Source organism: uncultured Campylobacter sp., from assembly GCF_937949835.1.
Taxonomy (GTDB): Bacteria; Campylobacterota; Campylobacteria; order Campylobacterales; family Campylobacteraceae; genus Campylobacter_B.
In genome coordinates this window covers 1-12,245 of sequence record NZ_CALEDC010000275.1, presented here as the reverse complement: position 1 = coordinate 12,245, position 12,245 = coordinate 1, and the positions used below count along the sequence as shown (strand labels likewise).

The 12,245-nt window shown below is 48.8% G+C and carries 13 protein-coding genes and 1 tRNA gene; 5 read left to right on the top strand and 9 right to left on the bottom strand.

The window, feature by feature from the left end:
- Nucleotides 1–75 precede the first annotated feature (75 nt).
- Nucleotides 76–151, bottom strand: a tRNA-Lys gene (locus Q0256_RS06210).
- Nucleotides 152–406: 255 nt separating this feature from the next.
- Nucleotides 407–1,222: a lipid-binding SYLF domain-containing protein gene (locus Q0256_RS06205; RefSeq protein WP_005872227.1), complete on the bottom strand. Its 816-nt coding sequence runs from the start codon at nt 1,220–1,222 to the stop codon at nt 407–409.
- Nucleotides 1,223–1,330: 108 nt separating this feature from the next.
- Here Q0256_RS06205 and Q0256_RS06200 point away from each other — a divergent pair, with 108 nt between their 5' ends.
- From Q0256_RS06200 to Q0256_RS06190, 3 genes are all read left to right on the top strand, one after another.
- On the top strand, nt 1,331–2,143 hold the full coding sequence (locus Q0256_RS06200) for a M23 family metallopeptidase (protein WP_297961219.1): 813 nt from the start codon (nt 1,331–1,333) through the stop codon (nt 2,141–2,143).
- 25 nt (nt 2,144–2,168) lie between these two features.
- Nucleotides 2,169–4,070: a hypothetical protein gene (locus Q0256_RS06195; RefSeq protein WP_297961216.1), complete on the top strand. Its 1,902-nt coding sequence runs from the start codon at nt 2,169–2,171 to the stop codon at nt 4,068–4,070.
- A gap of 141 nt (nt 4,071–4,211) precedes the next feature.
- The gene (locus Q0256_RS06190; RefSeq protein WP_297961212.1) at nt 4,212–4,775 is read left to right on the top strand and encodes a methylated-DNA--[protein]-cysteine S-methyltransferase; all 564 of its coding nucleotides are present in this window, start codon (nt 4,212–4,214) and stop codon (nt 4,773–4,775) included.
- Nucleotides 4,776–5,583: 808 nt separating this feature from the next.
- Here the strand turns inward: Q0256_RS06190 and dapE are convergent.
- The 6 genes from dapE to mobB all read right to left on the bottom strand — a co-directional run bounded on the left by dapE (nt 5,584) and on the right by mobB (nt 10,179).
- Entirely contained in the window at nt 5,584–6,762 is a 1,179-nt protein-coding gene (gene dapE / locus Q0256_RS06185; protein WP_297961211.1) for a succinyl-diaminopimelate desuccinylase, read from the bottom strand.
- Nucleotides 6,763–6,777: 15 nt separating this feature from the next.
- Nucleotides 6,778–7,374, bottom strand: coding sequence for a LysE family transporter (locus Q0256_RS06180; RefSeq protein ID WP_297961208.1), 597 nt, complete (start codon nt 7,372–7,374; stop codon nt 6,778–6,780).
- A 547-nt stretch (nt 7,375–7,921) separates the two neighbouring features.
- Entirely contained in the window at nt 7,922–8,080 is a 159-nt protein-coding gene (locus Q0256_RS06175) for a hypothetical protein (protein WP_297961204.1), read from the bottom strand.
- A 543-nt stretch (nt 8,081–8,623) separates the two neighbouring features.
- Nucleotides 8,624–8,833, bottom strand: coding sequence for a hypothetical protein (locus Q0256_RS06170; protein ID WP_295151906.1), 210 nt, complete (start codon nt 8,831–8,833; stop codon nt 8,624–8,626).
- Nucleotides 8,833–9,681, bottom strand: a complete 849-nt coding sequence (locus Q0256_RS06165; protein WP_297961201.1) for a class 1 fructose-bisphosphatase — start codon at nt 9,679–9,681, stop codon at nt 8,833–8,835. The genes Q0256_RS06170 and Q0256_RS06165 overlap by 1 nt, the downstream gene beginning before the upstream one ends.
- Nucleotides 9,682–9,690: 9 nt before the next feature.
- Complete coding sequence (gene mobB, locus Q0256_RS06160) at nt 9,691–10,179, bottom strand: molybdopterin-guanine dinucleotide biosynthesis protein B (protein ID WP_297961198.1); 489 nt, start codon at nt 10,177–10,179, stop codon at nt 9,691–9,693.
- 100 nt (nt 10,180–10,279) lie between these two features.
- Here mobB and Q0256_RS06155 point away from each other — a divergent pair, with 100 nt between their 5' ends.
- Both Q0256_RS06155 and Q0256_RS06150 read left to right on the top strand, forming a co-directional pair.
- Nucleotides 10,280–10,801 (top strand): hypothetical protein, encoded by a 522-nt coding sequence (locus tag Q0256_RS06155; RefSeq protein ID WP_297961195.1) that lies wholly within the window; start codon nt 10,280–10,282, stop codon nt 10,799–10,801.
- Between the two features lie 10 nt (nt 10,802–10,811).
- Nucleotides 10,812–11,768 (top strand): hypothetical protein, encoded by a 957-nt coding sequence (locus Q0256_RS06150; RefSeq protein ID WP_297961192.1) that lies wholly within the window; start codon nt 10,812–10,814, stop codon nt 11,766–11,768.
- A gap of 267 nt (nt 11,769–12,035) precedes the next feature.
- On the opposite strand, the gene Q0256_RS06145 is transcribed toward Q0256_RS06150, so the two are convergent.
- Nucleotides 12,036–12,245 (bottom strand): hypothetical protein (locus Q0256_RS06145; protein WP_297961189.1); only part of this gene is annotated, 210 nt, incomplete at its 5' end.

Below are 12,245 nucleotides of genomic sequence, written 5' to 3'. Positions count from 1 at the left end.
AAAATTTCAAAAACCCATGATGTAGGGCTTTTAAAAAAAATCAAAAAACTAAAAATAGGGGGAAAATTTGATAGATGGTGTCCCGTGTAGGATTCGAACCTACGGCCGCCTGATTAAGAGTCAGATGCTCTACCAACTGAGCTAACGAGACAAGAAATATAATTGTAGTGATAAAAATATAAAAAACTGATTAAATTTTATAAAAATTTCGTTAAATTCCATAAAATTTTATTCGGTCCTTATATATCTAATAACTCATAAAAATTAAATAAAATACTTTAGTAAAGAATCAATAAATCTTTTTAAAATAACCTATGCGCTTCGATTTCACATCTAGGCGCTCTTGCACAAACTCAACGCAAAATCCAAAACAAGAAGCCCCATCGGCGGGGCTTAACTCGATAATTTATTTTGCTTTTTTAGCCTTTTTGCTTCGCGTAGCCTTAGCATGAGTTCTAGGAGAGCGGTTTGAGATGATCGGCTTGCCGTCCGGATATTTTTTCTGCACGTGATTTACAGGTATCGCCGCACTGCTGCTAGCGCCGTATTTCTCGCCGTTTGTGAAATACTTCCTCATCACTTCCTTCCATCTTTTTGCGTATTTATTCGCGCGCGGAGAGTCATTTAAGATGTCCTCGTAGTCGTAAATTCTCTCATAGAAGTCGTTAGTTAGTTGATCGTCGATAGTAATTCTGCCGTTGTCGATCGATACGCCTAGGTAGACGCCTGTTTGCTCGCCCGGGCTTACCATCCATGCAGAAATATCAGGCAGATCGGTTGCGCGACCGGTTCTTCTACCTACGCCGCCTGCTGCAGCACCTACATTGATCTCAAGGGTGTCTGTGCCGGTAAAAATGTCTTGATATGACTTCGTAGTATGGAAGATCATCACGATGTCGCTCGTCTCGTAGCCTGCTTGCAAGCCTACGCCATAGCCTTTATATTTGATAAAAATCGGCGAACTCCACTCGCCGTTCTCGCCTTTGACGCTAAAAATTCCATCGCCGTATTGTAGCGATGCGCCCGCAGCTAAACGTTTTACGTCGGTTAGGATTGCGACGGCTTTGGCGCTAGTCAGATAGCGCTCATCGGTGCCGAAGTTATTAGCCGCTACGAAAGATCTAACAACGTTAGTCGCCGCTATAACCTCTTGATTTGCCACGACGTCCGCGTGCAAAAGACCGCAAAGTGCAACAGATGCTAGAAGCAAAAACTTTTTCATCATTTAATCCTTTTAAAATTGAATTTTCGTTATTATAACAGCAATTTCATTTGTTTTAGCTAATTTTTAACAAAAAATTGATGAAAAATAACGAATTTTGGAAAATTTATGAAATTTCTAGCTATTTTTGCACTTTTGGCGATCAAAATTTTCGCTTTAGACATAGTAAACGGCGATGTTGTTATCTTAAAATTAGATAAAAGCACAACCGAGTTGAGCTTTGGCTCAAAGCAAATTCCTCTCATTACAGCTCCAAATTCTAGCGATAAAATCGCCGTTTTAGCAGCGAATTACCGCGCTAAGGGAGATTTCGCGCTGCGGATAGTAGATCAAAGCGGCATCCGCGAGCAGATCGTCGCTTTGAAAAAGGGCGAGTATAAAAAAGAGGCTCTAAGCGTCGCTCCAGGTAAAGTTAAACCGCCCAAAGAAGCCGCCGCGCGTATCAAAAAAGAGCTCGACGAAGCCAACGCGATCTATGCGATCACCACGCCGCGCTATCTTTTTTCCACGCCGTTTGAGCTGCCTTTAAACTCCAAAATAACCTCTGCATTCGGCAATGCCCGCACCTTTAATGGCGAGCTTAAAAGCTATCACAGCGGCACCGATTATCGTGCCGCGGTAGGCACTGCGGTGCGCGCCGCCAACGACGGCGTCGTAGTCATCGCCAAAGACCGCTACTACGCGGGCGGTTCGGTCGTGATCGATCACGGCGGCGGCATCTATTCGCAGTACTATCATCTAAGCGAGATCAAAGTGGCGCTTGGCGATCACGTTCACAAAGGCGATGAAATCGCACTTTCGGGCGAGAGCGGCAGAGTTAGTGGCCCACATCTGCACTTCGGCATCGCGATCAACGGCGTGAGCGTCAATCCGCTAAGCTTCGTCGCTAAATTTAATGAAGTGGTTTTTGGCGAGCGCTAAAATGCCCTATAATCCGAAGGAGTTGATGAAAAAAATTCTCGCAGGCAGCGATTTTAAGCTAAAAGGCTCGGTCAAAGGTCGTGTGCGCGTCGCGAGTAGAGACGGAGCGATCGTAAATTTTACCGCTGCAGACTTCGGCGTGCAGAGCCTAAACGACAAAATTTCGCTCAGTGGCGAGCAGTTCGAGCGTTTTAGAGCTAGAATTTTTGGGATTTTAAACTCCGGCGGACGCGAGCTTGCAGGCAGGCTCACGCTCTCTTCTACGCCCAAAAAGAAAGCCCGCGCAGATCGTCTCCGCGCGGCAGATGGCTATGCGGAGTTTGACGGCGCTTGCGATTTTGGTAGCTTTTGCGGCGGAGATTCGGGCGCGGTTTCGTCCGAGGCTGGCGGCAGCTTGGCAAAGACTTCGTATGCTACAAACGCAAGGCGCGGCGAGAGAGATTTTTCTGCGCGCAGCGCCCATAGTGCGCAAGGCTTTACTTCGCAGGCAGAATTTCAAGATGCTTCGCAAGCAGAATTTTATGGCGCAGCTCGGGCGGAATTTTGCGCAGATACCGCTTGGGATACGACGCGCGAGAATTTAATTTTGCAAAATGACGCTGCGCAGGATGATATGAGCGTGGGGCTTGCCGCTAGCTTCGAAGAGAGCGAAAATGCGAGGAGTAAAAATTTTATGCCGCAAAGCTCTGTGTCTGCGAATTCTGCCAAAGGGCAAAGCTTCATTCCTGCATCGCGAAATTTTATTTCCGCGCAAAGCTCTGCGCTCGTGAAAGATTCCGCATTTGAGGCGCAAAATTCTAATTTTATAGCGCAAACAAAGAATTTTACGGTTGAAAATTCGTTTGTAGCAGAGCAGGGCGCGAACTTACGAAGTAAAAATTCTACGGCGCAAGGCTCTGCATCAAAAAATTCCACTTTCGCAAATTCTGCGCTTGATATAAAGTGCGCAAATGATTGCAAGCCTCAAGGCTCCGAGTTTTCTAAGGGGCAAAGCGCTAATTTCGCTAGCCGCCGTGCCGCAAATTTTGCCTTAGAAAATGCCTTGGAATTCGCGCCTCAAGATGAGAATTTCGTCGGTGAGAATTCCGCGTTTTTGGCAAAAGGGCAAAATTGCGCGCTAGAAAATTCCGCCGAGCAAAATTTAGCACAGAAAAGCTCCGCGCAAGAGCGGTACCCTTTAAATTTGCCGCCGCAAGCGGGAAATGAATTTGTGCCCGAATTTGAGCAACCCACGCAGCCTGCGTTGACGGGTGGGAATTCTACGTTTGCTTCTTCTATGGCGGAGGGGGCGCTTGGTGATGAGCCCGCGTCTGCTGCTTTTGGGAGCGAATCAACTTTTGCGACTAAGCCCGTAAATTTCTATGACAAGCCTGCGCGCAAAGCGCCTACGAAAGATCGCGCGAGCCTTCGAGAGCGTCTGCAGGCTCTGCCTATTGCAAGCGCTTCGCGTCCTATCTCGCTACCGCAAGCGCCTAGAGCTGGGCTCATCGAGCTTAAGCCGCGCTTTATAGGCATCGCGCATAGGATTAAAATTTCGTTTTTGAAAAAGAGCGCGAGCGAGCCTGGCGAAGGGGTTTTGGCGCGCGTTCGTATTCCGCTTTTGATGGAGAATTTCGGTCTTAATGATATTTTGTCGTCCACGGCGAGCTACCAAATGGCGAAAAAAATGGTACGCACGATCGCCGATCTTTACGTCGCCAAGGACCTGCGCGGCGTGCACATAGGCGTGCCAGTACGCCTTGAAATGGGCTTTAAAAGCGGTATCTCCGACGTCAGCAACCACGCCTCTATCTTTAAGCTCATCGAGGACAGCCTCGTCAAAAACGGCGTCATCGACGATGATAACGCAGATATCGTGCGCGAGATCAAGCTCTTTAAGCAGGACGTTTTCGATGGGGTTTTAGTAAACCTCGTGCGGTTTGAGTAGAGACTTTGCGGCGCCTTGCGTATAAATTTTAAAATTTTGCGTTATCGCATAAAATTTCGCCGTTTTCGAGCTTTAGCTTGCCCGCAACAAGCGCTTTTTAAAATTTTTTGATCAAACCAGTAAAAATTTGAAAGGATTGAGATGCAAAAAGCCTTTTTTAATTCGCCTATTGGAATGCTTGAAATTTGTGATGATGAGATCGGGATCTGCAGCATCGACTGGGTCAAAAGCTCTGTCCGCGGGCCCAATGATGAGATCTTTAAAAAATACGACGCAGAGCTTAAATTCGGCTTTGTGCGTGCAGCGGACGATAAAGGACGCGATTTAAAGCTTAGTGATTTAAGAAAGAATTTGGCTCTTTGCACCGACGAGCTTAGCGCCTATTTTAGGGGTGAGCTTAAAAGCTTTAGAGTTAAACTAAGCCAAAACGGCACGCAGTTTCAAAAGTCCGTGTGGAGCGCGCTTTTAGAGATCCCCTACGGCGAGATCGTAACATATGGCGAGCTAGCTGCGGCTATCGGCAGACCGCGCGCAAGTCGCGCAGTAGGCGGCGCAAATGGCAAAAACAAAATCCCCATCATCGTGCCGTGCCACCGCGTCGTAGCTTCGGGCGGGCTCGGAGGATACAGCGGCGCAGGCGGCGTAGCTACCAAAGCGTGGCTGCTAAACTTTGAAAGAGAAAGCCTAGCCAAATTTGGCAAGTAAAATTCCGTTAAATTCTGCCTTACAAGTACGGCGCCGATTTTAAAATTTTACCGCGCGACGCTGCGAAATTTTATAAAACGATTTTGTAAATTTCTAGTCTTACGGCGACCAAGGTAGTTAAAATTTGGCAATAAGCCTGCTAAGCCAGCTTGAAGCCCTAATTTGGAGTTTATCGCGCCGTAGACGCTTGCTATGAGTGGTTAAAATTTTTCGCAGTAATAAAATTTAGCCTCGCGAAATTCTGCGCTGAAGTCCTTCGATAAATTTTCATCCTGCGTGCATTTAGTGTGGCAGCGTGCGAGGCAGTAAAATTTTGAGCCCTTTCCGTAGAAATGAGGCAAGGATAGCAAGTTTTGAGGCGGAATTTTGCAGAGGTTAAAATTCTGTGTCGCTACGCCGTATGGGCAAAATTCCACGCCGCTGTATCAAAGCAAAGTAAAATTTTAATCGCGCTTGTCAGGCAGGGTTAAAATCCGCGCAGAAGCGCTAAGCGGGGCAGAATTTATCTCAGCGGCAACGTGACTAAGTAAAATTCTATAAATCCACGAAGCGGACGAAATCTGGCAGAAATGGCATTGTCCTAACCAAACTTCTTGCGAAATCGACGTTGCATAGCAAAGTAATCGTAAAAGCGGCGAGCGTGCTGTAGATAAAATTCTTAGCAAAAGCGGCGTAGCAGGGCAAAATTTCTACGTAAGACGCACGGCAAAGATAAAATTTGCCACGCAACTACGAGCGAAAACCCCGGCAAATTCAGCAAAGCTTAGTAGAACGAAGAAAATCTACGTAGCTTTGCCAAATTCCTAAATTAGTCGAAATTTTCTATCAGATCGCTAAAAATTTTAGCTAGATTTTCGACGTCACTAATCTCTACTCGTTCGTTGATCTGATGGATCGTGTCGTTTCGCACGCCAAACTCCGCCGTCTCCACGCCAAACTCCGCGAAGTATCTCGCGTCGCTCGTGCCGCCTGCGGTGTTTAGCTCGGCTACTGCGCCGCAGATCTTCTGCACGCTAGCGCTTAGTTTTTGCACGATTTTGGAGTTTCGCTGAGTTAAAAAAGGCTTTGAGGAGCTTTTTAACGCAAGGTGTAGCGACGCGCCTGCTCGCAGCTGCGCGGTGCAGCTCATTTCTAGTTTGCCGCAGGATTCGCTTTCGCTGCACAGCGCATCTTTTGCATCCAGCTCAAATAACCTCAGTACGTAGTCTCGCACGTCCTCTAGCCCCAGCCCTACGCCACCACGGACGTTGAACATCACGCGTACGTCCTTGGGTGTTACGTTTACTACCTGCGAACCGCCGCGAATGTCGGTGATGACTATCTTAGCCGAAGCGAAATCATCGCTACCAGCATCCAGATCATGCCCCGCAAGACTTACAAGCACCGGCGCTAAAATATGGACAGGATTGATGCATTTATCTGGGTAGGCTGCGTGCCCGCCGATACCCGTGAGTGTGAGGATGCCGTTAATCGAGCCGCGACGGCCGATCTTAATGGTATCTCCGAAGCGCACTTCGCATGTAGGCTCCGCAACGACTGCGAAGTCGGGTAGGGCACCTTGCTCGCGCAATTTAGAAAGCATTTCGCGCGTGCCGTAGATGCCGTCGCCCTCCTCATCGCTGGTTAGCAGCAGGCTCAGCGTGCCCTTAAAATCGCGTGCCGCCGCTAGCGCGCAGATTGCCGCTGCGATGCCGCTTTTCATATCCTGCGCGCCGCGCCCGTATAAAAAGCCATCCGCTTCCACCGGCACAAACGGATCGCTCGCCCAGCCTTCGCCCGGCGGCACGACGTCGATGTGCCCGGCAAAGCACAGATGCGGACCCTGTCCGAAGCGCTTGGTAAAAATCGCGTTAGTTACGCCGTTTAGCTCGAATCTATCCTCGCTAAAGTCCGCCAGCAGCATTGAGACGTAGTTGAAAGCTCCGTCGTCGCTAGGTGTGAGCGAGCGGAATTTGATGAGCTCTTTTAGAATTTCAATCGGTTTCATAAGCCTTCCTTTGGTTTAAATTTTAGCAAAAATTATAGCGTATAGAAGCTTTAGTGCAAAAAATACCAAAATAAACGCCGAGATATATGCAAATGCCCGCACTACTATATTTGGAAGCTTGCTACGAGCTAGATATATCGCAAGCGGAAAAAGCGTGATCCAAGCTAAAATTCCGCTTACAAGCCCCGCAAGGGCAAGCGCGAAATCTGCTCGCGCGGTGCCGGCAGAGACGCTGAGCCAAAACATAATGACGTATGGATTTAGTAAATTTATCAAAAAGCCTTTGCCGTAAAGCGCCGCGCCTGAGCAAGCCTCGACGCTTGCAGGCTGCACCGAGCTAGTCGCGCCATGCCAGATCGCGTACGCCGTGTAGAGTAAAAAGCACGCGCCAAATACCGATATGCAGGCAAAAACGATCGGGATTTTGGCTAGCTGCGATATGCCAAACGCCGATAGCGCCAGATAGAGCATATCCGCGCTCATGGCGCCGAGGCCCAGGCACAGCGCCTTGGTGTAGCTTCGCAGCGCGTAGGACATTATCAGCACGTTTACCGGGCCGATCGGCACGCTAACGCCCAGCCCCAGTAAAACCCCTTGTACGAACGGTTGCATCCCTCTGCTTGTACTCCCCGAATCTGCTATAAAATTTCGGCGTGCGGCGCTGCGAAAAAATCTATGGGCGCGGCTTTGCGAATAGGTCGATGGCGCACAGCTTCGCGAATGGATCGATCCTAAAATTCTGCGCTCTGCGATCGGTTTTTAAATTTAACGTAATCGCCGCCGTAATGCGCCTTAGCTTTGAAATTTTAAAGCGAGCGTCGTAGCGAGCTCGGCTCTAAAATTTTTAACGTGTGCGCTTGCATGTGCCTCGGCTTTGAAATTTTAACGAGCGCTTCACATACACGCTCAGTCGCAAAATTTCAATATGGGCATTATGTGCTTGAAATTTATACGAGCATTCGTGCGGCGGACCCGCTCACTAGACTTCAAATTTAGTTTTTAAATTTTAACGCACAGATCGCGCCTTAAATTTGCGTTTTAAATTTACGGCTCGAATTTTGCGAGGTAAAATTTGCCGTCTCGCCTGCGCCGCTAAGTTTTCGAGTTAAATTCCGCAAGTCGAAATTTAAATTTCATCGCTGGTAGCAGAGCCGTCACTCTAGTCGTGAGCTAAATTTAACAAGGCAAAATTTAGATCGGCGGTAAACGGCGGCTCGCGCAAGCCGGTAAATTTTAGTCGCGTAAATTTAAAGATCGCGGCGGTAAAATTTAGCCCGCCAAAATTTCGCTTTATGAAATTTCGCGTGTCTGTGCTCATAAACGGCTCATGATCGCAGATAAAATTTTGCGAAGCGAAATTTCGCGCCTTAAAATTTTATCCGTAAATTTTAAAAACTCAACGAAGGATATAACCCCACCGTTCCGCCTATCTTAAAATTTTATCCACAAATTTTAAAAATCCGACCGCGGAGCCCGAGATCAACGTTTGTCCGCTTCAATTAGCCGCGTGCCGAATTAACCGTATGTGCGCTTTAAATTTAGCCGCACGCCCGCAATTTGGTTACGCCCGCATTTTGAATTTTATCGGCCGCCGCAAAACCTTCTTGCCCGCAAAACAGGCGCGCCTCAGAGCATATTTCGCCGCAACGCCAAATCGCGCCGTAAATTTTATCGTTTCGCAGCGGAGCAAATTTTTTACACTGCAAAGCAAGAGCCTGCGCGCCGCCGGATTAAATCTGCACCGCAGAGCAAATTCCGCGCCGCAGCTATTTTCGTGAAAACCTCGCGACGCAAGAGGAAGGCGGTGGTATATTTATACCCGAATTCGTAAAAATCCCTCGTCGCATCGCAATAGCCAAATTTAAAACGAAAAATCCCCCGTCGCGCCGTGCGACATGCTCTCATAAACCGCCTTGACGTATTTATCGCGCACGGCGCAATCTAGCAGCTTCTCGCACTCCAGGCAGCTGGTGAGATTGTGCTCGGCTTGGCACGCTTGTAGCGCGGCTAAGCTTTTATCCAAAATTTCGTCGTAAACGTCGCGCGGCGCGCTGCTCTCGGTATCCGCCATCAGTTTTTCCCGCCGTAAATTTCATGCATCTTCGCGATCTCATACTTCGAGCCGAAAAAGCAAGGGCTGCTTTGGTGGATTTTCTCGATTTTAAGCTGTAAAAGAGAGCCGTTCGCGCCGTCGCTGGTGGCGCCTCCCGCGCGCTCGAAGATAAACGCAAACGGTAGCACTTCGAAGGTTACGCGAAGCTTGCCGCGCGGATGGTCGCTAGTAGCGGGGTAGCTGAAAAGTCCGCCGCCTTTTAATAAAATTTGATGCAGGTCGCTTACCATCGCGCCGCTGTATCGCAGGCGGTAGCCCTCATCAAACAACGCCCGCACGAGCTTTCGGTGCGGCTCGCTCCAGCCCTTTTGCGTCGCGCCCGTGGCGTTTAGTTTGCCTTTTTCGTTCAGTCGTAGATCTTTTATGAAGCTAAATTTGCCCTCGCGATTTAGGCGGTAGAGCTTCGGCGCGTCCTCGCAAACGATCATCTCAAGGCGCGGTCCGTAGATGCAATAGATCGCCGCTTTTAAGTTTGCGGGCGAAATTTCATCCTCGTAGATGCCGAAAATCGAGCCCACGGCAAAATTTACGTCCACCAAGCTCGAGCCGTCGAGTGGATCGTAAGCGACGATGAGGCGCGCGTCCTTTCGAAGCTCTAGCGCTTCCTCTTTTTCCTCGCTGATTAGGGCGCGCACGAGCGGGTTTTTGCGAAATTCCGCCTCGATTATGGCGTCGCTTTTTACGTCGAGTTTGAGCTGCGTATCGCCCGTGCTGTTGTGATGATCGGTGTAGCCGAAGTCCGCGTATTTCAGCTCCTCGGCGATTTGTAGCGCGATATTTTGGATTGATTTTACGATCTCTTGCATTTTATTCCTTTACATTTTTTTGGCGTTTTTTAAGATCCATTCGCTAATGCCCGCAGCGTCGTTAACGTCGAAATTTACGCGACAAAACTTATCCATCTGCTCGCCGCTTAAATTTGAAGCGATCGCGTCCGAAAATGGCAGATACGCCGGATCGATCCTGTCGCGAAATAGGCTTATGCGCGGCAGCGGCAGCGTCTTTAGCCCCTCTACGAGCAAGATATCAAACTCGCCTAGCATCCGCACGACCTCGTCAATCTGCATACAGCGCTGCGAAAAATAGCTCGTCCGCGTCGGGCTCATCACGACGGTCTCGGCGCCGAGCTCGCTAAATTTGGCGCTGTCCTTGCCCTCTACGTCGAAACGCGCCTTATCGCCCGGATCGTGCTTTACGATCGCAGTCCGAAGCCCGCTAGCGATAAAAATTTTAGCGATCTTGCAAATTAGCGTCGTTTTGCCGCTGTTGGAAGGGCCTGAAAATGCGATAACAAGTCTTTTCATTTTTAAAATCCGGCTTTTTAAGATGAGCAGATTGTAGCGAATTTAGCCTTTTAAAAAGCAAAATTCGTTAAAATGCGCCTAAAATTTCAAAGGAAAATCGATGAAGAAATTTTATTTTAACGGCGCGCTAAACGGCCTGCTAAAGGGCGCGCTCCTAGCCGCGCTAGCGCTATTTTTAAACTCCTGCTCCGCAAACGATCCCCGTCACGATCCGCTTAAAAACGAGTTTCTTGCTTATACGCAAAAATTTGAATCGGTGCGCGCGGGCGATCGCTATTTGGGAGTGGCGACCTATCTAAATCCAGTCGCGCCCGAGCTTAGAAACGCCGCTGGAGACGAGGTGTTTTTGCTCACCTCCTATCCTAAAGAGGTGCAGATCCTCGCGGTGCAGCTCAACGGCGCAAACGCAAACGTAGTGCCGCTGCACGACGGCGATCCGCTTTTGCAAAAGGAGCTTTTTAAGATCGCGTGGGCGAGCCGCTACAAGATCACCGCGCCTAAGAGCGATAAGGACGAGCTGGTGCTTAGCTACCGCACCTCAAATGGTCTGGGCGCCACGATGAAATTTCGCAAAGTTTCAAAGTCGCTGTATTGGCAGCCGCAGATCGATCTGAAAGATTAAAGGAGAGAGGGTGGGTTACGACATAAGCTACCATGCGATCGGCAAAGATGAAATTTCGCAGTGGTATTTTAAGCCGCTAAAGCTCGCGCAGAAGGGCGATTTTGAGGCTATCGCTAAAATCGCACGCGAAGCGGGGATGGATGAATTTTACGTGGAGAAATATGCGGACGGCTTCCGCTCGGCGCTGCAGTACGGCACAGGGGGCATTTTTAATAAAACGCACGGATTTCACCTCGCCGTGGCGCAGGGCTATTTTAGAGAGTATTTTTACACGCGCGGCACGGCGTTTAGCTTTTTGGCGGAGCAAAATCCAAAATTTAAACCCTACATAAGCGATTGGCGCGAGGTTTTGCCGAAGGAATTTTTAGCGGAATTTAGCGGCGAAATTCACAATGAGATCATCGAAAACTACTGCTGCGGCGCGTATCTTGGTGCCGATAGCGTGCAGAAGCTGCTGCGCGATTATGAAGCGGACGGCGAGGTTAAATCCGCCGTAGATGAGTTTTATGCGCAGAATTTGCCCGTGTTTTTAAAGGCGCTAAATTCTGCCGCAGAGCTTGAAGTAGGGCTGCTTGAGGCTACCGAAGTGGTTGAGCCCAATCCGATTGATCTTAATAGGTCCGAGTCGTTTTCAAATCTTTTTAATTGCGATACGCAGGGCGCGCTGATCTACGCGGAAATCGCCGCGCAGCAGATCGGCGAGGCGATAGAGCGCAGCAAGGCAGGCGGAGGCGTTAGGATGGTCAGAGAGAATTTTACCTTGCGCGGCGCCAATGCAACGGGCAGCGGCAGTGTGATGGAAGCGGATGGCGGCACAATGAAAGCAAGCAGCGAGCATTCCGTCTCGTGCAGCGGCGATACGATAGAAGGCGGCAGCGAGAATTCCGCCGCAGAAGATCATAAAGACGAAACCTCCGCAGGCGGCGAAAAGTCGCTTTTCGGCAAGATCAAAAGGCTTTTTAAATAGTAAATTTGATCGCTAAATTTTAAAGTTCGCGCGGAGTTAAGATCGTAAAATTAAATCATCTTGCACTCGCGAGCTCTGGACCGCGCGGTTAATTTAGCTAAAACGGCGCGGCAAAGAAGCGTGTAGATTTAAAATTTAAAACTTGCCGAAATTAAATAGCGGCTTGCATATCCGAAGTTACGAAATTTTAAATCGCTGCAAACAAGCTGCAAAAACGATTAAATTTAAACCCGTGGCAGCCTTTGCGGTGGGTAGCCTGCGGATAGTTTATCTGTTTAAATTTTTGATCTTTTGTTGATCCAGCGGCAGGTCGGAGCGAATTTTTATTATGACGGTATCGTCTTTATGGGCGTCTCCGCCTATTAAAACGCCTCCATCATCCGTGCTTACGGCGCTTTTGAGCCAAAAGTCTTGCAGTTTCGCTTTGTTTTCACTCAATATATTGCCGTCCAAATCGAGCTCTAAAAATATCGTCTG

Coding starts and splice junctions, on each gene's coding strand:
- Q0256_RS06205 (WP_005872227.1), bottom strand. CDS start 1,222: ATGAAAAAGTTTTTGCTTCTAGCATCTGTTGCACTTTGCGGTCTTTTG.
- Q0256_RS06175 (WP_297961204.1), bottom strand. CDS start 8,080: ATGAGCACAGACACGCGAAATTTCATAAAGCGAAATTTTGGCGGGCTA.
- Q0256_RS06165 (WP_297961201.1), bottom strand. CDS start 9,681: ATGCAAGAGATCGTAAAATCAATCCAAAATATCGCGCTACAAATCGCC.
- Q0256_RS06190 (WP_297961212.1), top strand. CDS start 4,212: ATGCAAAAAGCCTTTTTTAATTCGCCTATTGGAATGCTTGAAATTTGT.
- Q0256_RS06180 (WP_297961208.1), bottom strand. CDS start 7,374: ATGCAACCGTTCGTACAAGGGGTTTTACTGGGGCTGGGCGTTAGCGTG.
- mobB (WP_297961198.1), bottom strand. CDS start 10,179: ATGAAAAGACTTGTTATCGCATTTTCAGGCCCTTCCAACAGCGGCAAA.
- Q0256_RS06155 (WP_297961195.1), top strand. CDS start 10,280: ATGAAGAAATTTTATTTTAACGGCGCGCTAAACGGCCTGCTAAAGGGC.
- Q0256_RS06170 (WP_295151906.1), bottom strand. CDS start 8,833: ATGGCGGATACCGAGAGCAGCGCGCCGCGCGACGTTTACGACGAAATT.
- Q0256_RS06200 (WP_297961219.1), top strand. CDS start 1,331: ATGAAATTTCTAGCTATTTTTGCACTTTTGGCGATCAAAATTTTCGCT.
- Q0256_RS06195 (WP_297961216.1), top strand. CDS start 2,169: ATGAAAAAAATTCTCGCAGGCAGCGATTTTAAGCTAAAAGGCTCGGTC.
- dapE (WP_297961211.1), bottom strand. CDS start 6,762: ATGAAACCGATTGAAATTCTAAAAGAGCTCATCAAATTCCGCTCGCTC.